The sequence below is a fragment of the Massilimicrobiota sp. An105 genome (assembly GCF_002161155.1).
Taxonomy (GTDB): domain Bacteria; phylum Bacillota_I; class Bacilli_A; order Erysipelotrichales; family Coprobacillaceae; genus Allocoprobacillus; species Allocoprobacillus merdigallinarum.
Genome location: NZ_NFLY01000002.1, coordinates 15,724 through 38,117, shown reverse-complemented (window position 1 = coordinate 38,117; position 22,394 = coordinate 15,724). Strand labels below are relative to the sequence as shown.

Annotated in this window: 21 protein-coding genes and 1 pseudogene; 17 read left to right on the top strand and 5 right to left on the bottom strand. The window is 32.1% G+C overall.

Annotation, left to right across the window (positions count from 1 at the left end; all coding sequences use genetic code 11):
• Positions 1–44: 44 nt before the first annotated feature.
• The 5 genes and pseudogenes from B5E48_RS00785 to B5E48_RS00760 form a co-directional block, all read right to left on the bottom strand.
• A complete protein-coding gene (locus tag B5E48_RS00785) occupies positions 45–2,366 on the bottom strand; it encodes an HAD-IC family P-type ATPase (RefSeq protein WP_087303791.1) in 2,322 nt (773 codons plus the stop codon).
• 620 nt (positions 2,367–2,986) lie between these two features.
• Positions 2,987–3,580 carry a tyrosine-type recombinase/integrase gene (locus tag B5E48_RS14055; protein ID WP_479684556.1) on the bottom strand — a complete coding sequence of 198 codons (594 nt, stop codon included), beginning with the start codon at positions 3,578–3,580 and terminating at the stop codon, positions 2,987–2,989.
• A gap of 506 nt (positions 3,581–4,086) precedes the next feature.
• Positions 4,087–4,970 (bottom strand): annotated as a pseudogene (locus tag B5E48_RS00770) (IS256 family transposase); the annotation flags it as partial.
• Between the two features lie 92 nt (positions 4,971–5,062).
• The gene (locus B5E48_RS00765; protein WP_087303764.1) at positions 5,063–5,377 is read right to left on the bottom strand and encodes a YolD-like family protein; all 315 of its coding nucleotides are present in this window, start codon (positions 5,375–5,377) and stop codon (positions 5,063–5,065) included.
• A gap of 230 nt (positions 5,378–5,607) precedes the next feature.
• Positions 5,608–5,799, bottom strand: a complete 192-nt coding sequence (locus B5E48_RS00760; RefSeq protein ID WP_087303763.1) for a hypothetical protein — start codon at positions 5,797–5,799, stop codon at positions 5,608–5,610.
• Between the two features lie 416 nt (positions 5,800–6,215).
• Here B5E48_RS00760 and B5E48_RS00755 point away from each other — a divergent pair, with 416 nt between their 5' ends.
• The 17 genes from B5E48_RS00755 (at position 6,216) to B5E48_RS00670 (ending at position 22,385) form a co-directional block, all read left to right on the top strand.
• A complete protein-coding gene (locus tag B5E48_RS00755) occupies positions 6,216–6,443 on the top strand; it encodes an Imm17 family immunity protein (RefSeq protein WP_087303762.1) in 228 nt (75 codons plus the stop codon).
• Positions 6,444–6,461: 18 nt separating this feature from the next.
• Positions 6,462–6,728 (top strand): hypothetical protein, encoded by a 267-nt coding sequence (locus B5E48_RS00750; protein ID WP_087303761.1) that lies wholly within the window; start codon positions 6,462–6,464, stop codon positions 6,726–6,728.
• A 231-nt stretch (positions 6,729–6,959) separates the two neighbouring features.
• On the top strand, positions 6,960–7,838 hold the full coding sequence (locus B5E48_RS00745) for a DUF4261 domain-containing protein (RefSeq protein ID WP_087303760.1): 879 nt from the start codon (positions 6,960–6,962) through the stop codon (positions 7,836–7,838).
• Between the two features lie 20 nt (positions 7,839–7,858).
• The gene (locus B5E48_RS00740) at positions 7,859–8,710 is read left to right on the top strand and encodes a YwqG family protein (RefSeq protein WP_087303759.1); all 852 of its coding nucleotides are present in this window, start codon (positions 7,859–7,861) and stop codon (positions 8,708–8,710) included.
• A 56-nt stretch (positions 8,711–8,766) separates the two neighbouring features.
• Complete coding sequence (locus tag B5E48_RS00735; protein ID WP_087303758.1) at positions 8,767–9,093, top strand: DUF5713 family protein; 327 nt, start codon at positions 8,767–8,769, stop codon at positions 9,091–9,093.
• A 242-nt stretch (positions 9,094–9,335) separates the two neighbouring features.
• The gene (locus B5E48_RS00725; protein ID WP_087303757.1) at positions 9,336–9,686 is read left to right on the top strand and encodes a DUF6572 domain-containing protein; all 351 of its coding nucleotides are present in this window, start codon (positions 9,336–9,338) and stop codon (positions 9,684–9,686) included.
• Between the two features lie 38 nt (positions 9,687–9,724).
• The gene (locus B5E48_RS00720; protein ID WP_087303756.1) at positions 9,725–10,444 is read left to right on the top strand and encodes a DUF4241 domain-containing protein; all 720 of its coding nucleotides are present in this window, start codon (positions 9,725–9,727) and stop codon (positions 10,442–10,444) included.
• Positions 10,445–10,455: 11 nt separating this feature from the next.
• Positions 10,456–11,415: an NTF2 fold immunity protein gene (locus tag B5E48_RS00715; protein ID WP_087303755.1), complete on the top strand. Its 960-nt coding sequence runs from the start codon at positions 10,456–10,458 to the stop codon at positions 11,413–11,415.
• A gap of 44 nt (positions 11,416–11,459) precedes the next feature.
• Positions 11,460–12,563, top strand: a complete 1,104-nt coding sequence (locus B5E48_RS00710) for a hypothetical protein (RefSeq protein ID WP_087303754.1) — start codon at positions 11,460–11,462, stop codon at positions 12,561–12,563.
• A 203-nt stretch (positions 12,564–12,766) separates the two neighbouring features.
• Positions 12,767–13,183 carry a hypothetical protein gene (locus B5E48_RS00705; protein WP_087303753.1) on the top strand — a complete coding sequence of 139 codons (417 nt, stop codon included), beginning with the start codon at positions 12,767–12,769 and terminating at the stop codon, positions 13,181–13,183.
• 102 nt (positions 13,184–13,285) lie between these two features.
• On the top strand, positions 13,286–13,744 hold the full coding sequence (locus B5E48_RS00700) for a C-GCAxxG-C-C family protein (protein ID WP_087303752.1): 459 nt from the start codon (positions 13,286–13,288) through the stop codon (positions 13,742–13,744).
• 11 nt (positions 13,745–13,755) lie between these two features.
• Complete coding sequence (locus B5E48_RS00695) at positions 13,756–14,055, top strand: DUF6881 domain-containing protein (protein ID WP_087303751.1); 300 nt, start codon at positions 13,756–13,758, stop codon at positions 14,053–14,055.
• Positions 14,056–14,068: 13 nt separating this feature from the next.
• Entirely contained in the window at positions 14,069–14,845 is a 777-nt protein-coding gene (locus B5E48_RS00690) for a hypothetical protein (protein WP_087303750.1), read from the top strand.
• 167 nt (positions 14,846–15,012) lie between these two features.
• Entirely contained in the window at positions 15,013–15,363 is a 351-nt protein-coding gene (locus B5E48_RS00685; RefSeq protein WP_087303749.1) for a DUF6547 family protein, read from the top strand.
• A 36-nt stretch (positions 15,364–15,399) separates the two neighbouring features.
• Positions 15,400–20,901: an immunity protein Imm33 domain-containing protein gene (locus B5E48_RS00680; RefSeq protein WP_087303748.1), complete on the top strand. Its 5,502-nt coding sequence runs from the start codon at positions 15,400–15,402 to the stop codon at positions 20,899–20,901.
• 15 nt (positions 20,902–20,916) lie between these two features.
• Complete coding sequence (locus B5E48_RS00675; RefSeq protein WP_087303747.1) at positions 20,917–21,504, top strand: DUF4274 domain-containing protein; 588 nt, start codon at positions 20,917–20,919, stop codon at positions 21,502–21,504.
• A 17-nt stretch (positions 21,505–21,521) separates the two neighbouring features.
• Positions 21,522–22,385: a CbrC family protein gene (locus B5E48_RS00670; protein ID WP_087303746.1), complete on the top strand. Its 864-nt coding sequence runs from the start codon at positions 21,522–21,524 to the stop codon at positions 22,383–22,385.
• Positions 22,386–22,394 lie beyond the last annotated feature (9 nt).

Here is a 22,394-nt window from a genome sequence, read left to right as displayed (position 1 = left end):
ATTTTTATTTTAACATAAGTCATTATCAAAAAACTAGGCTAAGCCTAGTCTTGAGGATGTGTATCCAAATAATGGACAACTATTTTTGATAAACATGTTGATACAATCAAACCAAAAAGAAGTGTCATGATAAGATACTGAAGCAGCAGTGAAGTCACTGGTGCAAGTTGTAATAAATCGTATGTGATATAAGAAACAAGCACAAAAGCTACAATATCAACAATTAAAACGACTGTTCGATAAAGATTAATAGGACTATAAATACGATAAATCATATGAATGGATAAAATAGCTGTTGTATAGTAGAGAATTGTAAAAGCCTGATTTAAAGATAATGATAATGTCGGTGCTAATAGTTTTAAAGCAATGACACATAAAACAATCGCAATAGCATTTGGAAATGAATAGCGCATTGTATACCTACCAATAGATTCTTTTTGTTTAGAGATATTCTTTTCAAATAAAATCATAAATGATGGGAATCCCTCTACAAAGTTATCCAGTAATGTCATTTGAAAAGGAATAAATGGATAAGGCATATTCAAAAGAATACATGTGATAGATATCAAAATTGTATAAATTGTTTTTAAATAATACATAGAAGCAGAACGTGTCACATTATTAATATCCAGTCTTCCCTCTTTCACAACATCTACCATTGTTGATAGTTCACCATTGATGACAACAAATTGTGAAATTTGTTTAGCGGCATCTGATCCAGAACCCATAGCAATAGATACATCAGCATCTTTTAAAGCCAAAACATCATTCACGCCATCACCAGTCATCGCAACCTTTTGTTTATGTTTTTGTAAACATAAAATCATCTCATGTTTCTGTGATGGTGAGGCACGTCCTATCACATGATAATTTAAAATGGCATCTTCTAATTCTTGTGGCGTTGATAATGTAGAGGCATCAATATAATTTTGAGCATTTTCAATACCAGCCTGACTCGCTAAAGCACTAACAGTGACAGGATTATCCCCAGATATAACTTTCACATCAACATCATTATCTTTAAAAAACTGTATTGTTTCTTTAGCATCTTCTCTTAATGGATCTAAAATAACAATCACTGCCAATGGAACACTATGCATCATATCTTCCTGAAAAGTATCAAAATCATGATGTCTAGCAATCAATAAAATTCTAGCACCTTGATGTTTAGCCTCTTCAATTTGGGTTGGTAAAACAAAATCAGGCAAGATGATTTCAGGTGCTCCAACAATAATCGTTCCTATATTTTCTAATTCTAGTGCACTCCATTTTCTTGCTGAAGAAAAAGAGACTCTTCTTAATGTGGAATAAGGGGCTTCACCTTGAAAATAATCCTGTAAAGTCAAAGACGTTGCATTATTATCAAGAGTTCCTTTCACAAATGAATTCATAATCAAAGAAAATTGATGACTCCATTGTGTATCAAAAGTATAAACATCTTGAACTTGCATTTTTCCCTGTGTTAATGTTCCTGTTTTATCCAAACATAACACATCGACATGGGATAATGTTTCGATACTGAACATTTCCTGAACTAACACTTTTCGTTTCCCCAGTCTTACAACACTTGTGGCTAAAGATACACTTGTTAATAAAACCAGACCAATTGGTAACATACCTAATAATGCTGTTGACGTATTGACAATGGTTGTATTCAAAGTTTCATTTCTGATACCCATAGCCTGATAAAGCAAGCAAATACTGATTGGTAATACAAGCATACTTGTAAAACGTGTGACTTTCTTAAAAGTCTTCACCAACTGGGATGTCACTGGCTTACGTTTACGTGCTTCACTGGCAATCTTTGTTGCATAGTTATCCATACCCACATGTTCAACACAAGCATGACATGCTCCAGAAATAATAAAACTTCCTGATAAAAGATGATCACCGATATCCTTTAAAACCGGATCAGCCTCACCAGTTAATAATGACTCATCAACTTCTACCTGCGTATCTAGCACAATGCAATCTGATGATATCTGCATTCCTGTTTCCAAGAAAACAACATCATTCAAAACAATCTCTTCATTATCTATTTCCTGAATACAGCCATCACGTAAAACTTTTGTCTTTGGTGAAATAATTAAATTTAAACGTGCCACCATATTACGTGAACGAATATCCTGATAAATATGAATCACTGTATTCATTGTGACAATCAATACAAAAAATAAACTTGACCATGCTTTAACATAAATCAAAGCACAGGCAATCACAAAATTATAAACATTAAAAAGTGTAAACACATGTTCACAAAAAATCTGTCTATTTGTCTTAACTAAAGGTTTTGGTGAAACATTCACATGTCCTAACTGAACTTGTTCTTTCACCTGCTGACTTGTTAATCCCTTCACTTCACTCATAATATCACCCATTTTTAATATATAACTATTTCTAATCTTATCATATTTATATGGAAAAGCCATGTATTTTTTCTAAAGTTTTTCTAAATAAACTTCATTGACCATTTAAATCAGTTGGTTTATATAAGCAATTCTTAGTTTTGTGTTTTAATAAAATTATTTGAAAGAATAAGCTAAGATATTTTCAACAAAAGTGTCAGATTATCTATAAAAAATAAATAATAAAGTTATAGAAGAACCTGTATCAGCAATATAGTATGAAGTATCTTTTCAAAAGTAGAAAAAGAAATAGAAATACTTATAAGCACATAATATAATGCGATTAAAGACAAATTATTTTTCCATTTTTGTATGTGAGAAAAAGCCAATTTTTATCCAACACTTAAAAATATAACAATAAATTTTCAAATCAGTCTATCTAAATTAAAAAAATAAAGGTATATTTGTCCTATGATAAATAGGGACAAAAAATAATGAGATAGAAATATTTTACAAATTCTTATTTATCTATTCAATCCTCTATAAACCCTGTATTTTCAAGGCATATCGCCTATTAAATGTTCAAACCTTATGTATTTTCCCTTGTTTTTGCCCTTACGAGCCAAAACAAGGGCAACTTTTTATTCTCCGCCGATTACCTTATCTAGCAGTCTTGCGGAAGTACGTTTCGCTTCCCTTGTAGCGTGAGCGTAAATGTTCATTGTGGTACTGACATCAGCGTGTCCGAGAAGTTCCTGCACATCTTTCGGGGCAGCTCCATTTGAAAGCAGATTGCTTGTATAGGTGTGTCTGAGCATATGGAAGTGGAAATCCTCCAATCCCTCCACCTTTTTTCTCGCTGTCCTGCGCATAATCCCCACCGTACTCGGTGCTTCAAATGCTCCGTCAGGTCTAAGGCAGACAAAGGATAGTTCCTTGTACCCCTCTGGGACTTCCTCCGACCTCGGCAGACTGTAAACCTCATAATAGGTGCGGTCTTTTTCTTTAACCTCCAGCAGGACAAAGTTCTGCCGCAGTTGAAACAGCAGCTTGCCGATACAAAGGGGCTTTTCAAAGTCAAAGAGCGAAAAGCGTTGGAAGTAAAAATCAAAGAAACCGAAGCAGAGATTGCCGACAGGCTGGATAAAATCCCCGACACGCTCAAAGAGGACGGTTATCCCGATGTTCAGATATTTATGCGTACTTTCCGAGAAATGGAAAGCGTTGTGGAACAATACAACCGCGACCTTGCCGAGTGGGGACGCCAAGTTGTTCTGGTTACGCCTGGTTTCTGTAGTTCCTTATACATCATTTCACAATCTGGTCTTGGCTGTAATTCTTCATTGTCATTTTTGTTTTTTGGGAAGATGGTATGAACAAATTCTTCGTTTGTCATTTTTGAGGCATCTTCTCAGGATAATCTGATACTGTCGGTTACAGCCTTGATTTTTCTGATAGTATTGCGAGATGTAGATAATAGTTTAGATATCTCATTTTGCGACATTCTTAATGATAGATATCTAAAAATCTGCTTATACTTTTCTTCATATTCTTTCAAAACAAAAAACTCCTTTCGCCATAATATTTTTGTAGATTCGATGCCTATCTACAATTCAATATTACACCAAAAGGAGTATATATTATATGGTTGGTCACCCTAATCGGAATGATTGGTCAGTTTTATCAGAATTGATGATCAACTTAAATCAGAATACTTGATCAGCTACGCCATAATAATCACTTTCAGGTTTACTGCTCCGCATATCTTCTTCAGGCTTTGCGTATATGGCTTGTATTCCTTTGTGGGAATGTATTTGATCGAATTTCGTATCAGATGTACGATGCATCTTTGTACGATCACCTTAGGAAATATCGCTTTTGCCCCTGCCTCTAATCCGCTTACTCCATCCATCGAGATGAAGAACACATCCTCTACGCCGCGACTGTGGATCTCATCGAATACCTGCATCCAATAATTCTTGCTCTCGCTTTCATTCAGCCATAATCCCAGGATGTCCTTCTTTCCATCGAGATCATATCCCAATATGACGTATACCGCGCACTCTTTGCTCTGATAATCGCTTCTCAGCGTAACGTACATGCAATCAACAAAGAGGAACGCGTAGCACTTCTTCAAAGGCCTTACGCGCCATTCTTCAAGCTCAGGAACGATCGCGTCAGTGATATCCGAGATCATCTCATGTGACATGCTGAAGCCATAGATATCCTCGATCGTCGAGGAGATATCTCTTTGCGACATGCCGCGCGCATACATAGCCAGAACCTTATTTTCGATTGCAGAAACATCTTTTTTTCGTTTTGGAACGAGTTGAGGTTCAAAAGAACCGTCACGGTCTCTGGGGACATTGATCGCGATATCGCCCTGAGTCGTCTTGATCTGCTTCTTATCATAACCGTTACGTCGATTATCATCTTTTTTCTGCGATTTATCATTTGATTCATAGCCAAGATGATGATTCAATTCTCCTTTGAGCATTGCTTCAAACATGGGGCCAAACAGGTCTTTGAGCGCATCATTCATTTCCTCTGCGGATTTAGGCTGATAAGCGTCAAGGATAGCTTGAGCCAAAGCAACTTTTTTGGATCTCTTTTAATTTTTGCCATTTCCATCTTTCCTTACTTTTCCTCCAATCATATCATAAATGTAAAAAAAGAAAACCGTGAAAGTTGAGCTGCCTGTTCTCAACTTACACAGTTTATATTACACTCTCATCTACTACATGTTTTAGATCCAGTTTTGTTTTCACAATCTGGATCATTTTTGTATCCAAGTTAAGTTTTGAGACTTTTTCTTCGATTTGAACATATTGCCCGTTATCATAGTAAGTTACTTTTACTATCATTCCAACCTTTATCTGATGAACCTTATAATCTACTTCTGCTAGATCATCTTCGGATAATATCTTTTTGGGAACGATAACTATTTCCTTTTCTTTCAGAATTTCTCTAAAACCTTTTAATGCATCAAAGGATTGAAATATCTGAGCTCGACTTGCTCTAGTTTTATGCATTATGACCACCTACCAATACATTGCGATTTTCTTTGTGTCGCTTTATCATAGAAATTCATACCTTTTAATACAGCGTTCTTTCCGTATTTGTTTCTTATGTGTACGAGTGCTTCTTGCACTTTTTTTCTTTCTCTATATCTTCTTGATCTGCAAATAAATCAAACTGTTCATAGATCTCGTCTTTAACATTTCCAAAACTTATCCCAATCTGTCTAATCGGATAATTAGAATTAATAGTTTTTTGTATAATAATTTAAATTCTTCAAGCAAAATTCGATAAGAGTTTGTTGTGTTGGTGATCTTTCTAAATCCTCTGGATGCTGGATACAATTCTTAGAATAACCAATATATAAAGAAATATGATTAGTAACAAGATGTTTTTCAGTCAATTGCAATACATTAGATTCGACCATTTTTTTCATTATCAAATATGCAACTTTGTAATTGTAGTATTCAAAGAATTATTATTTATTATATAATTAAAAGTTAAATGATTTATTACAATAATTTCAATTAAATATAGATAATATTTAAATTGTAAGCGTTTATTTAATTTGCGTTTTATGGTAAAATAAAGTTAATATTAAGAGTGTAATTGGAGGCCGGCAATGAAAAAGATTACTAGAAATCTATGGCAATTTAAAGAAACTATATTTTGCTATTTAAAAATATTCTATTCTTCAGGTGGACTCACATCTAAACATAGATGCGTGTATTTCATTGCGGCTTTTTCATGCCCTACTTCAGCTAGTCTTTTTTGACCAAGCTGAGTAGGGCTTTTTTGTTTTTTTTCTGGGCTATTACGATAGTATTATTATTTAAGTAAAGGAGAGTAACGATGAATTTAGAACAATTAGCATTTTATTTTCAAGACCATTGGTACTACGTAACATTATTCTTTGGGGTTTTGATATTGTTAGGATCTATTTTTAATTGGAATTGGTTATGTAATCCAGTTGGGAAACCAAACTCACAACGATATAAAAGAAGTTCAAGAAGAGTGATTTTTTTCCTTTTAGGTACTGTTCTTATTATAGTTAGCATCTGGAATATGACGCTATTATAGAGTATAAGGTTAAATTTTATGTCGGAAGAAGAATTAATTCGCTTATATAAACTCATGGATAAGCTAAAGTGGTTTTTTCACAATGAAATGCATTATTTTGATAAAAGTATTTCAGAAAAAATGGCATTAGAATGTTATCCGGAAATTCGTGAGTTTACATATGATATTTTATGGAATGAGCACTTGCTTCATGTGTACCTCGGAGGCCGCCGAGAAGCTGATCGACATGAATTACGACAATCTGACCGTCAAGGAAACCAACATTATGGGATAGGAAGAACATGATGTGAAAAAGCTATTACTAATACTATCAGTCACTCTTACGATTTTTACATTCGCAGGGGCAATCTATGTCTTAACATCAAACGGGACAGCAAATGCAGGATACGCAGCAGTCCCATTGTTATTTGATGTTGTGTGCATTGGCGGTTACAAAGCATACAAAAACAAAGAGTAATTGACATTCAAGATAATCAGAAAAAGGAAGGGGTTAAATAGAGATGCTGAGGTGCAAACATGAGTGATGAAGTTTTTAAACAAGATATTGATGACGAATCTGTTTTAGAACCTGGCGGGCCATACATAATACAAATGCTTTTTAAAAAACCTGTAGAAATGCCAGACAAAGATGAAATGATTCATATAATGAAAAAACATGTTGGTCCAATAGAATCATTTTGTTACGATGAAAAGATGGCTGGTTTTGCTGCATTAGATCATATCGCAGAATTTCAAGATGGTAAATGCCCTGTTCAACTTATGATTATGGGATGCAATACTTTTGATGGAGAAGGATTTGATGATTTTGTTATGTCTCAGATGTGGGATTGTCAGGAAGACAAAGAAAGAATTTTTAAAGAATGCAACTATATGGTTATTGCGACAGATATGATGGCAGCTGGTCTTCCGGCTTTAGAAAGAGCGATTTTAGATGCTGATTTTCTAGATGCATTGGCAGAAATGTATCCAACGTGCGAAGCATTTTATTTTCAAAACTGTGGAAAATTATTTCTTGCTAAAGAGGTTAGAGCACATGAGATAAAGGGAGCAGATCGTTTTATTTACTTTGGTGTTAATGTTCGATTCTTTAATATCCAAGGGACAAATGATATGTTAATCGATACTGTAGGAATGAGTACTATATTCTTACCAGATCTTCAATATCATTTTCATGATATTGATCCTAACTGGATAGTTAATCATGCCTATAATTTGACATCGTATATTTTAGATAATGACAATCCAATTAAGGATAATGAGACAATCGATGGTGTATTAGACGGTAATATGAGTAGAGATGTTCAATGGAAATGTCAGTATGAAGATTCGCTTATTCAACCAAAGAGAATTGTTTTAGATATTAATATGGGACAATATGCTTCAGGAAATAGATAATATGATGAAAGGAGCAAATTATGAATGTTAAAGAAAGATTAGAAGCTTTATCAAAAAATTGTATTATATTACAAATAGAAGATGAAGAGAGTTATAAATTAGGAGCTACTAGATTTGGTGGCAAACCAGATACACCTGTTGATTTTACATGGCCTACATATAAAGGAAAAAGTTATGATGATATTGAAAAAGAACGTCCCTTAACTTTTTTGGCTCAGTTTAACTGTGAAGAAATATCAAAATATGATGTAGATCATATATTACCTAAACATGGGTTATTATCATTTTTCTATGAAACTGATACACAATGTTGGGGATTTAATCCCGAGGATAAAGGATGTGCAAGAGTATATTGGTTTGAAGATATTTCAAAATTATCACAGACTGAATTTCCGAAAGAAATGGAAGATGATTTTAAATTCCCTATGATAAAAATAAAAGCTACATCTACAAAATCATATCCGTCTTGGGTAGATTATAATGAGATGTTTCCTGATGATGACGACGATGAATTTGAAAAGATATGGAGTGAATTAACAGGAAATGATGTAGAAGAACCTGTAAATCGTTCACAGTTATTAGGATGGCCTGATGTAATACAAAATAGTATGTTTGAAGAATGCGATCTAGTTTCACAAGGATATTATTTGGGAAATAGTGAAGGATGGAGCAAAATACCTAAAGATATAAGGAAACGAGCTGAAGAAAGTGCTAGAGATCGTTGGATGTTATTGTTTCAATTAGATATAGTAGAAAATGATGATTTTGAGTTGATGTTTGGTGATTGTGGTCATATTTATTTTTATATAACGAAAGAAGATTTAAGTGAAAGAAAATTTTATAATACATGGTTGATACTTCAATGTTATTAATATATGAAATAAATTACAGTTGTTGCTTTACCATATAAATAGAAAGGAAGCTGAATATGAAAAAGTTTGATGCTAATTATTATATGTTGGAAGATATGTACGAAGATGATTACTATCCTACTTTTTTGGTGGATAAGATAAAAAAACAACTTCAAAAGATCATCGATTTACTTGAAAGTGGAGAAACTGATACTGAAGTGATTCAAGGAACTCTTGATAAGGTAGTTTTGGAAATTAATGATTTGCAAGAAGAATTTGATGAAAATAATAGTGAAATAGAGACTGTGGCAAGAGATTCAATTGGAGTTACAGTTGATTATATTTTAAAATGGTTTGATATTTCAATAGATATTGAAGAAGCAATTAGGGAAAGAGAGTGGTAGTATCAGTTACGAAAAAAGAATTGTTATATGTGATGAGTGTGGAAGTCTATTTTTTAGCGAATCATCAAAGATGAGTGGGCTATGTCCAGAGTGTGCTCATATTTTATATGGTTATCCTAACTGTGCTCATGATTTTAGAAATGGTAGATGTCTAAAATGTTATTGGGACGGTTCTGAAAGTGACTATATAAAATTTCTTAAATATTCAACAGATTATATATCAAAAAGAGAGGTAGATACAAATGAGCATTGAAAATATGTTTGGTAAACTGGATAAGATAGATATTATAGCAGAAAAGCCTGATGAGAAAAAAGTATTGATGGTTCTTGTATGCAATGGCTTCATTGATGGCTCACCAGAAACGCAAACTGCATTGTTGGACAAGATAGAGTATTATTTAGGCTATGCTCAAAGTGAGGAATTTAAAGAGAAATATAAGGACTGGCAAGGGATTCTTCGTTTAACTTTTGGTTGTAAGCCAGATGAACTTGTTTTGGTATTGCTCAGTAAATGCCCAGCATGGGTAGAGGACAATGGAGTAGAATTAGAAATTGAAATCGGAGGAAAACAGGTTCACATTGTAGAAAACTGATTTTTTCTATTACTAAATTGATAGGAGGCATAATAGTTATGGCAGATTGGATGGAAAAGTATGATTTAATTAAGGAAAAACTTGTTTGTAAGATAGATATAGAGAAGTATTACACAGAAAATAAGATAGGCAAAATGAAAGTTGATGTACTGGATATTGGAAAAGTTTATTTTCCTACAGGAAAAACTTTTGCGTGCGATCCATTAATAGAATTACAAGATAGTTTACCATTTATTCAAACTATTCCTGTTGGAACATATCCAATAAGAATTTGTGTTGTTCCAAGTGAAAAATATGGAAATCGTTATGCTTGCTCAAAATTAGAAATTACCAAAGAAAAGCCTATTCGCTATGAATTAGGAATGGTAGGGAATGAAAACTTAGATGAAGAATTATCTGAAGAAGATTATTTTGGATTTGTTGTCGATGCTGGAATGGCATGTATTGCTGATATTCAGACACAAGAAGCATTCAATAATTACTGGTCAGAATGTTTAAAAAAGGATCCTGATATAGATCCATATAATGACTTGTTTTGTGATTTGTTAGAAGAAAATGCAAAATTACATCCTTATTATCAAAGAGATTGTGGAGATTGGTTAAATTGGACTATTCCTAATACTAAATATAATGTTCCTATATTTACTTCCGGATGGGGTGATGGATATTATCCAGTATATTTTGGATATGATAAAGATAATAATGTCTGTGCTGTATATATATTATTTATAGATATTGAAAATACTTTTGAGGAGTAATTAGAGGTAAAATGGAATTACCAAAAAGAGCACGGACAGCCAAGTGGGAAAATGGTGTATTGACAATAGATAATGTTAAACAATATCAAGTTTCAAATCTAACTATGGAAATGATGGAACATTTAGCAAATTACAATCTTGTAGGTTTTCATGTTAATGGTTATCCAATAACAGACGATATGATAATTCCGTTTAAAGGACATAAGAGTATGGTAAACTTCGGCGTGGAATATGGAGCTATTACTGATAGTTGTCTTGAAATGTTTGCTGATATGCCTAAATTAAGAATTCTATTATTAGATGGAAACACCTCAATAAATGGCATTAATTTATCAGTATTAAAAGATTGTAAGCTTGATCTGTTATCGCTAAATAATACAAATCTTACTGACGAAGGGTTAAAGCAAGCTTCTTTTATTTCAAAGCTTACCCACATTCAAATTGATCATACTAATGTTACATATGAAGGAATTATGGCTATTACAGATAATAAGAGAATCGAACCTGTTGTTTTTGATCAATTTACAAAGGAACAAATGGAGAATTTTTTCAAAATTCAAAGGCAAAAAGCTAAGAAATCTTTGGTACTTGATGAAAAATCCGTTAATGAATGTCAAATTATCTTAACTAAGTTTTTTGAAGATATGACTATATGGGAACAGTATGTTGAACAAGTAGGATTTGAAAATGAAAAGGTAGAGTCACAATTACTGATGATTTGGGAAAAATATGTTAGTGAAAAACCACGTTCAGGTTATCGCCCTCTGTGTCTTTCTTATAATTCACAAGGAACGTATAAGAACGAAGAATTTATTGATGCTGAACATATTACAAGAAATAAACTTTATATTTATACAAGAGATAAAATTATTGGATTCGAAAGGCGTTTTCTGATGAAACGTGTTGGAAATAGCTGGAGAATTGATGGGCTACAGGAACGTCTTGATGGGTGGCAACGTGTAGGTTTGTAATACATAATTTTTGATATAGGAATTAGTGAAAGGAGAAGATTTCTATGGGGTTAAATTATAAATGCCCAGAATGTGGAACATCTTTAGGCTATGAAGGTCTTTGTTGGAGATGTAAAGCAAAACATAAAAGAGAGGAAATAAATAAGTGGACTTTGCAAGAAATTGAAGATAAGAAGAAACAAGTCATAGAAAAGTTAAAAACTTTAGATGATGAGTTTTACAAGACTGATGAGTGGGATATATTCCATGACTTAATGACAATTGGAGCTGATTGTAGTGAAATTTCAAAAGTGGCACTTGAAAATAATATATTTTATCCAAGTGAACTATATTACAAGGCTAGTGAGAAAATAACTGACGAACTTATAGAAAAACTTATTAATGCAGAATCTTCAGATGAAGGAAGTCAACTTTTATGCTGTGTCGCTATGGCAGGAGGAAAAAAAGCTCAGGATATTTTGCATGAACTTAAGGTGAATCCTAAACCATGGAGAAAAAGTTTATATGTAGATTCTGATGTATATGCTGAAGAAGCAGGTTGGACTTTTGATGAAGGCAATAACTACATAAAACTTAATTACGACAAATGTTATTCCTTTGAATTAGGAGATAAGAAAGATGAAAACGGTACATTCATCGGAAGAAAGAGAGGAGAAAGATGTCCTCATTGTGGCTGTGAGTTAATAGATATTCTTGTGATTGATGGGAAAGATGAGAGATTTTCTTTTCTTGGACTTGACGGAATAATTACTGCAAGTTGTTGCCCTAATTGTGTGACATTTGCTACTGATGGTATTTCTAATAGATTTACTCTTGATGGTAAAAATGAAATTTTAGAATATGAAGGTATGGAAGAAAACTATTATAGAGATGAAGAAATAGAAAGCCTCGTTAATAATCGATTTGTTGTATCTGAAAAAGAAAGGCATGTATTTTACGGTGCCTATGGTGATGATGTAAACACAATCGGCGGATTTGCAAGTTGGGTACAAGATTGGGAATATAGAGAATGCCCTGAATGTGGAAAGAAAATGAAATATTTGGCTCAAATTCATTGGGATACAATAGAAGATTGTGCCGAAGGTACATTGTATATAGAGATATGTCCAGAATGTAAAATCGTTACAATGTTTCATCAACAGACATAATAAAATACAGATTATCTAGCTTTAAAAATTATTTCCTTGACTATAAAATATTTAATTTAACTACATATAAAATATGTAAGTATTAAAATTATTTAGTATAGCATTAAATGAATTAAAGATAAAAATAATCATGGATTCAAATAGGCAATTCTAGTTTTCATATATATGACATTGATTGTAAATTAAAGAAAGGATAAATCATAATGAGTTACGATTTAATGGTATTTGAAAAAACAAAGGCACCTGTTACAAGAAACGAATTTATAGCATGGTATGAAAAACAAACAGAATGGAGTGAAGATCACGATTATCAGAATATAAGTGTATCTTCACCATCTTTAAAAAATTGGTTTATGGAAATGATTAATAATTTTCCACCTATGAATGGTGACTATTCTCCAAATCTTGATCCACTCGATGAAAAAGAAGCGGAAGAATTGGAACTTCATTTGGTTGATTATTCTATTGGTCACGATATGATTTATGCTTCATTCTCGTGGTCTGTGGCTCAAGAAGCATATGAACATATGCGTAAATTAGCAGTAAAATATGATGTTGGTTTTTTCGATGCAAGTGAGGAAAATGGAGATATTATTTTTCCAAATGGAACAAAAATATAAATTTTGTCAAAAGTATAGGTTTTAGGAGAAGGTAGATTAAATGATATAAGTGAAATATATCTATCGTTACTATATTATTTCAAATAATAAGGAGAATCATATATGAATAATAAAAAACTTTATGAACTAGTAAATGAATATCATATTGATACTGATTTGAGTTGTGCTGAAGCTATGTTTAAGGCTTGTAATGAATACTATGACTTAAAACTTAGTGAGGAGACACGAAAGATGTTTTCACTTATGGGAATAGGTATGCAAACAGAACAATCATGTTGTGGAGCATTTACTGTTGCGGTAGGTATTATTGGTTTAATGACAACAGAAGATAATCAAATTAATGTTGATAATTCTGAAGGATATCAGATGATTCTAGAATTAACAGATTTTATGTTTGAAGCATGTGGTACTTTGCATTGTGTTGAGTTACAAAAATTAGAGGCTAAAAATTATAGTAATCCTTGCCATGCTATTGTTGAACTATTAGCAAAAAAACTGGAAGAAATACTAGATTGTTATGGTTATGGAAAAGGTAAGAAAAACAGCAACAAGTTTTCTTAGTCAAATATAAAATGAAAGAGTATATTAAATTATTTTGGAACCACAAACTAGATAAAGAACCTAAAGTTATTCTTTATGAGGTTGATGTAGATAATGAACGACTGGTTAGTCGTGCCATAGATGTTTATTTTGACCGAAGTACCAATAATGTTGAAAATTTTTATGCAGAGGTTTTAGAAATAGCGCCTATTCCAAAGGTTGAAGAATTGAATAAAGGAATCTGGGGAACTGAAATAAGAGCATGTTTAATAGATAAAGAAGAATTTGATAAAACTTGGATTAACTTAATTTATGATGGAACGATGATGTGATTTGGAGGTTTTTATGGATAAAAAAAGCAAAAAAATTCTGATTCGTTATATGGATGATACAAAGAGAAAGTCTTTATCATTAGAAGAAATTGCATATGCAAAAGAACATGGAGCTATTCTAGAGGATTTATTTATTTCAAATGAAGAAGCTATACGTATTTTGACACAAAGTATAGAATCTATTTCTCTTAGTGACGCAGCTAACTCTTTTTTATATAGTTTATCTACACGCGATATGGAGCATCGATATATTTTAGCATCTTATGTATATGCTTTAAGCTGGTTGATGTTTGATAGAGGTAAGACAGATAAAGTACCATCTAGAATTGAAAGAACATTTTTTAATTGGGTTAAGTATCGTGGAGGTGGAATTTGGGGTGGAATTGGAAAACCTATTTTTTATCTCAGTGAATATGTTCATATGGAAAAACAAACTCCTACAAATATTGATAAGAATATTTTGAAAGAAATAATATCAATATCATCAACAATGAGTGATCAAGCCACTGGTATTATGCTATGTAAAAAAATTCAAGAGAGTAAAATTTTGTCGGGTAATAAAAGTGAGATTATTGGAATTCTTGAAACACTTGCAATTTGTGGAATTTTGGAATCACCATCGCATAAAGGCTATTTATATTCTTTTACCCCGCCATTAATGAGAGATACAGGAGATTTAAGACAAAGTCTATCTTATCCGCTAAATTGGTGGCGCGGGATAAATAAAGTGAATTATGATAATTGCTATAAAATTTTTAATATTGATTTTTCCTATTTATCGAAAAGATAACAAATTTATAAAATCTTTGATATATATTTGCTACAGATGAATATGTGGTGAATTTGTTTAGGAGATTAAAGATTTATAAGTGATTGGTTCCTCTCATTTGAATGTTGAATTATTGATAATAGAAATCTTTTTATAAGACAAGATAAAAAGAGGAAAAGAGGACGAATATGAAGAAAGAACTGGAGTTATATAAAAATTTTATTGATGGTCTTGTAGAACGTAAAGACAGTGTGATTGCTAAATGGATCAAGTGTGATGGATTTCCTAAGACAGATGATAATAAGGCGAAAAATGAATTCATTGCAAATTTGACATCAGAACAAAAAGAAGTATTGGCGTCTATGTTAGAAGAGGAACATATTGCTGGCATTCATACTGTACTTGCTTATATTAATAAAATGATGGATTTAGATGGCTTAGAGATAATTCAAAATGGAGTTTCATATCCTAATGATTACTTTGAAAGTTTACATTTTGATTTTATAAGTAGATGTGAGGGAGATGAATGGCCTGAATAACGTGAAGTTATGATTTTATTATTGGAGGTATAATTTATGTATATCGATAAATATTGGAAAAACTATATTGGTGGAACAGATGATAGTCTAAATTTAGTAGAATTTTTAGTAGATCAAAATAAGGAAGAAATTACTCTTAGTGAAATATTTTCGAAGATAGGTCTAGATAGTCAAAATTGGGATTTTCATCAAACGGTTGAATATTTAGAATATACTCATTCAAACGGAGTAGAAATAGATTTTCATTTTGCAATCGATATCATTACTGATTTAGTAGCTATATTATTGGAATGTTATGTAAATGGATTTGTAAATCTAAATGATTTAGATAATTATCATACACCGTTACGTAGAATTAGGATAGTTGCAACTTCTGAGGAAAATTCAGCATTAAATAATGCGCTTAAAGAATTTGTAAGTGATCCTCTTAGCTATGATTTACATGAATTTGTTGAAGATGAAGATATGTATGCAATGGCTAAAGATGTAGAAGAAATACGTAAAGAGCTGTATGAATCAGGTGGAAGAAATAAGAATTTTAATATAAAAAGAGATGATATGAAAGAACTTTTAGTGGATTGGAAAGAAGCTAATGGTTGTCTTGCATCTAATCGTGTAATGGTAGAAGGATGTAAGGTTGGCTATTTTTATAGAGAAAAGCCTGATGGTGATTGGGATAGTGGTTGGCGCTTTACAGCAGGCGATGAAAGTGATGATTATATGAATGATCCTAATAATGCAGGAATATATTCATTAAATTCAGTATGTAATAATGATATTGATATTATGCCTCTACTTTCTACGCCTTATCCTTGTGCTTTTGAACGTGATAATAATGGAGAGTTTTATCAGATTGAAGATGAAAAATTGGAAAATTATGAGGAGGAAATAAATATGGATATTTTAGCTCAATGTCAAAAGTGGAATGAAGAAGGTAAGTATTATAAGATTATAGAAACACTTGAGGCTATTTCAGATCGTATTCCTGAAATGGATAGTGAACTAGCTCGTGCCTATAATAATTTAGCTGATCCACATAAGCCAACATGTAATGAAATACTTAAAAAAGCCATAAATCTACTCAAACCTCATGAGGAATATTTCAAGGATGATCATTGTTGGAATTTTCGTATGGGCTATGCCTATCTCTTTTTGAATCAGGAAGCCCGTGCACTTTATTATTTTGAAAAAGCTTTAGAAGCTCGTCCAAATGACGAAGATACAGAAGAGTTTATTTCTTGGTGTAAGGAACGTATCGATTATCCTTTATTTTATGCAAGTTTTAAAGACCGAACAAAAAAGGCTTGGGAAGAATTTATAAAACAAGAGAAAGAACTTCGTAAGATTATTGATGAAGACAAAAATAATGAACATGGAAACGAATTGATAAAGAAATGTACTGAAATACTGAATATAGCGTTTTATGATATATCCTTCGAACTAGGATATAACGGAAATAAATATGAGCTTATTCTTACTCCAGAAGGTGATAAAGTCAAATTTTTTGAGCTAGTTTATTTTGCTAAACATGCTCCTAAAGAAATAGAAAATGATTGGAATATTATTGTTGGTAGACAGCCAATTACAAATATGTCTCTTAGAGTAGATGACTTTGATATTAATGCAGATGATGTCTTAGTATGGGTTAAACAAAATGAAGGTGGCGTAGATTTAAGTGTTTATTGTGAAAAGACACAAAAACTTTTAAAAGAAGAAGAAAATAGGGTATGGTGGCTTCTTACAACTATGACAGATTTAGTTTTAGGTGAAATCATACATATGCGATACATTGACTCATTTGATATCATAGATTCAATCAAAGATGATAATTGGATTACTCTTACAAAGTTACCTCTAAAACTTGAAGAAATGGGGTTTACTCTTGGGAATGATCCTGAGGCTTTAATAGAACTGTATACTGGATATGAAATGAAACCTGTTGAAGATGAAGACGCGGATTTAAGGTTGGATACAATTTTTGGTTCTACATGTTGTGCAGCTATAATTAATGAGTATTTAAGTAATGAAGAAGACAGCATGGACAATTTACAGGCTGATGGAAGTGTGGCAGGTTTCTTCTATTATCCTTTAGGAGGGTTTAGTGGAGAAAATTTCACACAAAAAATATTTGATTTCAGGGATAAATTTGAAGAATATTTACTTAAGACATGTGGTGAAGATTGCATAGTTTTAATTGGCGGTGCAAGTGGAACTAGATTTGGTTATGTAGACTTTATTGCATGGGATATACAAAGTGTTTTAAAAATAGCTAAAGAATTTTTTGATGGAACAGATGATGTTGAATGGGCTAATTTCCATGTATTTAGAAGAAATGCAGGAAGCGTATGTCTAAAATATACTAAAGATAAAAACGATAATAATGAACATACCGATGAATTGGATGAAATGCTTACAGGTATGGACTATATTCATTATGATCAGCAAAATTGTGAGGAGTTTTACAATCAACTTGAAAAATGGAATGATAATGATGAATATACACGTTGTATTCAGGCACTAAATACGATACCAGAAGATTTGCGTGATTATCGCTCTACTTATGCTTTAGCTAGGGCTTTAGAAAATTATGCAATAATTGGCGATCATAAAGAAGGAACACCTAGATATATGGGGGATAAAGCACTTAATAAGGCTATTGAAGCTTTAGAAAGTGTACGTGAAGAAGGTAAAGACAAAGCAGAATGGAATATGCGAATGGCGTATGCTTATCAATATCTTTATAAACAAGAAGAAAAAGCCATAGAATATGCGAAACGCTGGGCGAGCCTTGATCCTAAAGATGAAGATGCATCATTGGTCATTCAAGAATGTGAAAAAGAAATAGAAATAAGAAATAAAAGTACAAAGAAAAATAAAAAAGAAAAGAGGATATTAAGTGACATACCTTTTGAAGGATTTGATCTTGATAATTTTTGGGATGATAGTGATTGTGCTTTAAAAGAATATGTAAGTAATCCACCTACAGATAAGCTGATTGCTGAAGTGGAAGAAAAGCTTGGTTATAAACTTCCAAAGTCATATATCTGGCTTATGAAACAACATAATGGTGGTATCCCTAAAAATACATGTTTCCCAACTGATGAGCCTACATCATGGGCAGAAGATCATGTGGCAATCACTGGAATAATGGGCATTGGTAAAGATAAGGATTGTTCAATTTGTGGAGGTTTAGGAAGTCAGTTCATGATTGATGAGTGGGGATATCCTGATATCGGTGTAGCTATATGCGATTGTCCTAGTGCAGGTCATGATATGATTTTCTTAGATTATAGAGAATGTGGTCCACAAGGGGAACCTAAGGTAGTGCATATTGATCAAGAATGTGATTATAAAATAACACATCTGGCTGACAGTTTTGAAGAATTTATCTGTGGTCTTGTGAGCGATGAAGAATTTGAATTGTATGATGACATTGAATCAGGTGATGAATCTAAGGACATAAAAGATGATGAAACAAAAAAAGGAATGTTTACGGGATTTGTATTATTATCAAAAGGAAAATGGGATAAAGCAAAATTTATTAATGATTTAAAAGAAAAATGGGATATTTATGCCTATGAAGATGAAGGTGAAAATAATGAAGATACATTGGTATTTGAAGTTGATGGAATGATGGCTATGTTGGGATTTATGCCATATCCTGTTCCTGATAGAGAGGCAGAAATCAATGCAGAGAATAATTATATGTGGAAAGATGCAGTAAATGCTGCAAAAGAGCATTGTGCACATATAATAGTTGCTATTGTCGGTCAAGAAGATGATGTTTACAAAAAAGGTAAGTTATTTACAAAGATCATATCTGCTTGTTGTAGACAACCTTATGTAAGTGGTATCTATACTAGTGGTGTTGTATTTGAACCAAGTTATTATGAAAACTGTGCTGATATAATGAAAGAAGACTACTTACCTATCTATAACTGGATATGGTTTGGTCTATATCAAAATGAAAAAGGTATGAACGCATATACTTATGGCATGGACATATTTGGCAAAGATGAGATGGAAGTTTTAGATGTAGATGCTGAACCTAAAGAAGTATATGACTTTTTAACAAGTTTAGTATCTTATGTTTTAGAGTATGATGCAGTTTTACAAGATGGTGAAACGATAGGATTCTCAGAAGACGATAAGCATACTATTACTAGAAGTAAAGGGGTATCTCTTGAAGGAATGACCTTAAAAATATCATATGATTCACAAGAAATTGAAGAGCATAATTTTGAAGATTATTCCGAAGAAATAGAAAATATAGTTATGGATTATGGTGAATATCACACTGAAACAATTTTAGAAAAAGAATTATCAGTAGAAGAAGTCAATGTTTATAATCATATGGCAATCTATTTACGTTGGTGTATGGAGCATGATCTAATGAGTGATGATTTCTTAAAAGAATATAAAGGACTTGTAGAATCAGTGAAAAAAGATCCTACAAGTGAAGATTTAAGGCATTTTATATGGGATACCTTAGATGGTTATTTGAATACCTCTTTGTTTAATAAAACAGGAAAGATGTTTGCAAATTATTATTATGGTAACTTTAATCATCCATATTATCCAAGTGATATCGATACCTATGCCATCAAAAAAATAGGAATAGACAGAAACTATTCTGATGAAATACAAGATGAAGCATATCTGTTTATTCCATATGATGAAACATTTTATCAAGATATGTCAAAAATTATTGAAAGACGCTTTGTCAATTGGCAAGGTCAAGAATTTAATCCAGACACTATGGAACCTTCTGAACTTGCAGAAGCAATGATGAAATATTTAGATTGTGAATGTATTTATTTCCCTTCTATGAAAGATGATGACCCAATCACTTCTGCATACGATTATGCTAAAAGGGATGGAGCAAATGAAGGATATATCCCAGTGCTTATCAATGTAGATGAAATATTGTGGGAATGCTTAATAATGAATTCTGATCCTGATAGTGACGGTGAGGATGGTTATGAGTTTAATTTAGACAATGTAACAAATTATCGTAAGCAAATCTTATCTTCAGTATTAAAAGATGGAAAAGAAGTTATTGAAAATTATCTGAGTGATAGAAAATCAGAAGCAGAAGATGATGAGATGGATTGGGATGAAGAAATAATAGGTACTATGAGTGGAGGATATGACAATTGCCGTTTCTCAAGTTATTGGAATTCAGAAACAACTATGACTTATCCTGTTATTTTAGCGAAATTACCTGTGAAAAAACCTTGGGAAATTTTTGCATATTTACCATTTGGTGGTTGGAATGAATGTCCTAATACACTAGAACTAATGGCAGTCTCTAAATATTGGTTTGAACAATATGATGCAATTCCATCTGTTATAACGCATGATGAATTAGAATTTCTATTACCAAAACCAATCGATAAAGAAAAAGCGATGGAAGTAGCTACAGAACAATATGGATTTTGTCCTGATGTTATAGATCAACAAGAAGATGATCCTACTATCGGTAACTTGGCTGATGTACTATGGCAGTCTACTGTTTGGTATTTTTGGTGGGATTAATTAGGAGGAAATTATATGATAAGTATAAATGAAATTTTAAAACCAGATTTTGATTGGGAAAAACTAAAAATTGATGATGAACAATTTGATGAATTATGTGCAGATCTGATTATAGATTTCCTTAAGAAAAATACTCCAAAAGAAAGACAACTATTGGCATTAAGTTGGAACTTTGATAATTCTAAAAAAGTAATAAAATGGATAGTAGATCAAAAAGATACAGATAAAGGGACAATTCTATATCTGTATTGGTATATGGCTCCAATATTTTATAAAGAGAATTACGCAAATAGAAAGGAATGTGAGATAGAAAATTCTTGGACCTTGGAAGATTATGACATTATAGCTACCATAGAAAAAAATTATATTTCTGATTATTATAAAGAACAGATTTATGGATTTAATCCAAAGAAGGATTTATATTCTGAAGGATATGATTGGACTGAAAGGTATGATGAGAATAAAGTGAAATCAAAAATACCATACAAATTATTTGAACCATTGAATGGAGAGTTTTTAGAGGCGCCTGATTGGGAGGAAGGAATTCCTACAGAGATTTCAGAAATAATGGATAAACTTTGCGAAGCAGTAGATGAAGAATGATTTATGGAGGAAATCTCATGAATGAGTTTCAAAAATTATATATAGAGAGAAAAAAACAATTTGAGCAATCAGAGGGAGATAAAGAAAGTGTAGTAGCACTTTATAATTTAAAAAAATATTTAGAGACAATTGATTCTATAGATGCAAAAGAAGTCTTAGTGAATGTATATGATTTATTAAATTATAAAAAAGATGCTTATGATTTATTAGTCAATATTAGCGATTCACATGATATAAAAATAAAAAAAAGATTAGCTAAAATGAAGTTTTATGCAGAAAATTGGAAAAATGAATTTGCGATACCTAAACCTAAATCGAATGAAGAACTTAAAATAGAAAATGAAAAATTAAAGAAATTAGGAATTCCAACTTTTAAATATCATCCAAATCCATTAATTACTAGAGCTTTTGAAGAATCTAAAGAAGGTGTTGTATGCGATTGTTGCAAAAAGCTAACTCATATCTATTATCAAGCACCATTTTATTCAATTAAAAATGTTGATTGCTTGTGTCCTACATGTATATCTAATGGTAATGCTGCAAAAAAATTCAATGGAAGTTTTCAGGATAATTTCTCTATTGAAGAGGGTGTAGAAGATTTAGATAGAATCGATGAACTCATCCATCGTACTCCTGGTTATTGTGGTTGGCAACAAGAATATTGGAGGGTACACTGTAATGATTTTTGTGCTTATTTGGGATATGTTGGTGCATTAGAGTTAAAAGCATTAGGGATTTTAGAAGAAGTTTTAGAAGATCCTATATGGGATGAAGAACAGAAGGAAATGATTCAAAACTCCATAAACGGCGGACATATTCAATGTTATTTATTTCAATGTATCCACTGTGGAAAGCACCTGGTTTGGATGGATTTCGATTGAGATGGAGGT

Excerpts from the sequence above, each read along its gene's own strand:
- B5E48_RS00740 (WP_087303759.1), top strand. The coding sequence starts at position 7,859 with ATGAATGTTAAAGAAAGATTAGAAGCTTTATCAAAAAATTGTATTATA.
- B5E48_RS00705 (WP_087303753.1), top strand. The coding sequence starts at position 12,767 with ATGAGTTACGATTTAATGGTATTTGAAAAAACAAAGGCACCTGTTACA.
- B5E48_RS00680 (WP_087303748.1), top strand. The coding sequence starts at position 15,400 with ATGTATATCGATAAATATTGGAAAAACTATATTGGTGGAACAGATGAT.
- B5E48_RS00725 (WP_087303757.1), top strand. The coding sequence starts at position 9,336 with ATGAGCATTGAAAATATGTTTGGTAAACTGGATAAGATAGATATTATA.
- B5E48_RS00745 (WP_087303760.1), top strand. The coding sequence starts at position 6,960 with ATGAGTGATGAAGTTTTTAAACAAGATATTGATGACGAATCTGTTTTA.
- B5E48_RS00785 (WP_087303791.1), bottom strand. The coding sequence starts at position 2,366 with ATGAGTGAAGTGAAGGGATTAACAAGTCAGCAGGTGAAAGAACAAGTT.
- B5E48_RS00715 (WP_087303755.1), top strand. The coding sequence starts at position 10,456 with ATGGAATTACCAAAAAGAGCACGGACAGCCAAGTGGGAAAATGGTGTA.
- B5E48_RS00670 (WP_087303746.1), top strand. The coding sequence starts at position 21,522 with ATGAATGAGTTTCAAAAATTATATATAGAGAGAAAAAAACAATTTGAG.
- B5E48_RS00760 (WP_087303763.1), bottom strand. The coding sequence starts at position 5,799 with ATGAAAAAAATGGTCGAATCTAATGTATTGCAATTGACTGAAAAACAT.
- B5E48_RS00685 (WP_087303749.1), top strand. The coding sequence starts at position 15,013 with ATGAAGAAAGAACTGGAGTTATATAAAAATTTTATTGATGGTCTTGTA.
- B5E48_RS00700 (WP_087303752.1), top strand. The coding sequence starts at position 13,286 with ATGAATAATAAAAAACTTTATGAACTAGTAAATGAATATCATATTGAT.
- B5E48_RS00695 (WP_087303751.1), top strand. The coding sequence starts at position 13,756 with ATGAAAGAGTATATTAAATTATTTTGGAACCACAAACTAGATAAAGAA.
- B5E48_RS00750 (WP_087303761.1), top strand. The coding sequence starts at position 6,462 with ATGTCGGAAGAAGAATTAATTCGCTTATATAAACTCATGGATAAGCTA.
- B5E48_RS00765 (WP_087303764.1), bottom strand. The coding sequence starts at position 5,377 with ATGCATAAAACTAGAGCAAGTCGAGCTCAGATATTTCAATCCTTTGAT.
- B5E48_RS00755 (WP_087303762.1), top strand. The coding sequence starts at position 6,216 with ATGAATTTAGAACAATTAGCATTTTATTTTCAAGACCATTGGTACTAC.
- B5E48_RS00720 (WP_087303756.1), top strand. The coding sequence starts at position 9,725 with ATGGCAGATTGGATGGAAAAGTATGATTTAATTAAGGAAAAACTTGTT.
- B5E48_RS00675 (WP_087303747.1), top strand. The coding sequence starts at position 20,917 with ATGATAAGTATAAATGAAATTTTAAAACCAGATTTTGATTGGGAAAAA.
- B5E48_RS00690 (WP_087303750.1), top strand. The coding sequence starts at position 14,069 with ATGGATAAAAAAAGCAAAAAAATTCTGATTCGTTATATGGATGATACA.
- B5E48_RS00710 (WP_087303754.1), top strand. The coding sequence starts at position 11,460 with ATGGGGTTAAATTATAAATGCCCAGAATGTGGAACATCTTTAGGCTAT.
- B5E48_RS00735 (WP_087303758.1), top strand. The coding sequence starts at position 8,767 with ATGAAAAAGTTTGATGCTAATTATTATATGTTGGAAGATATGTACGAA.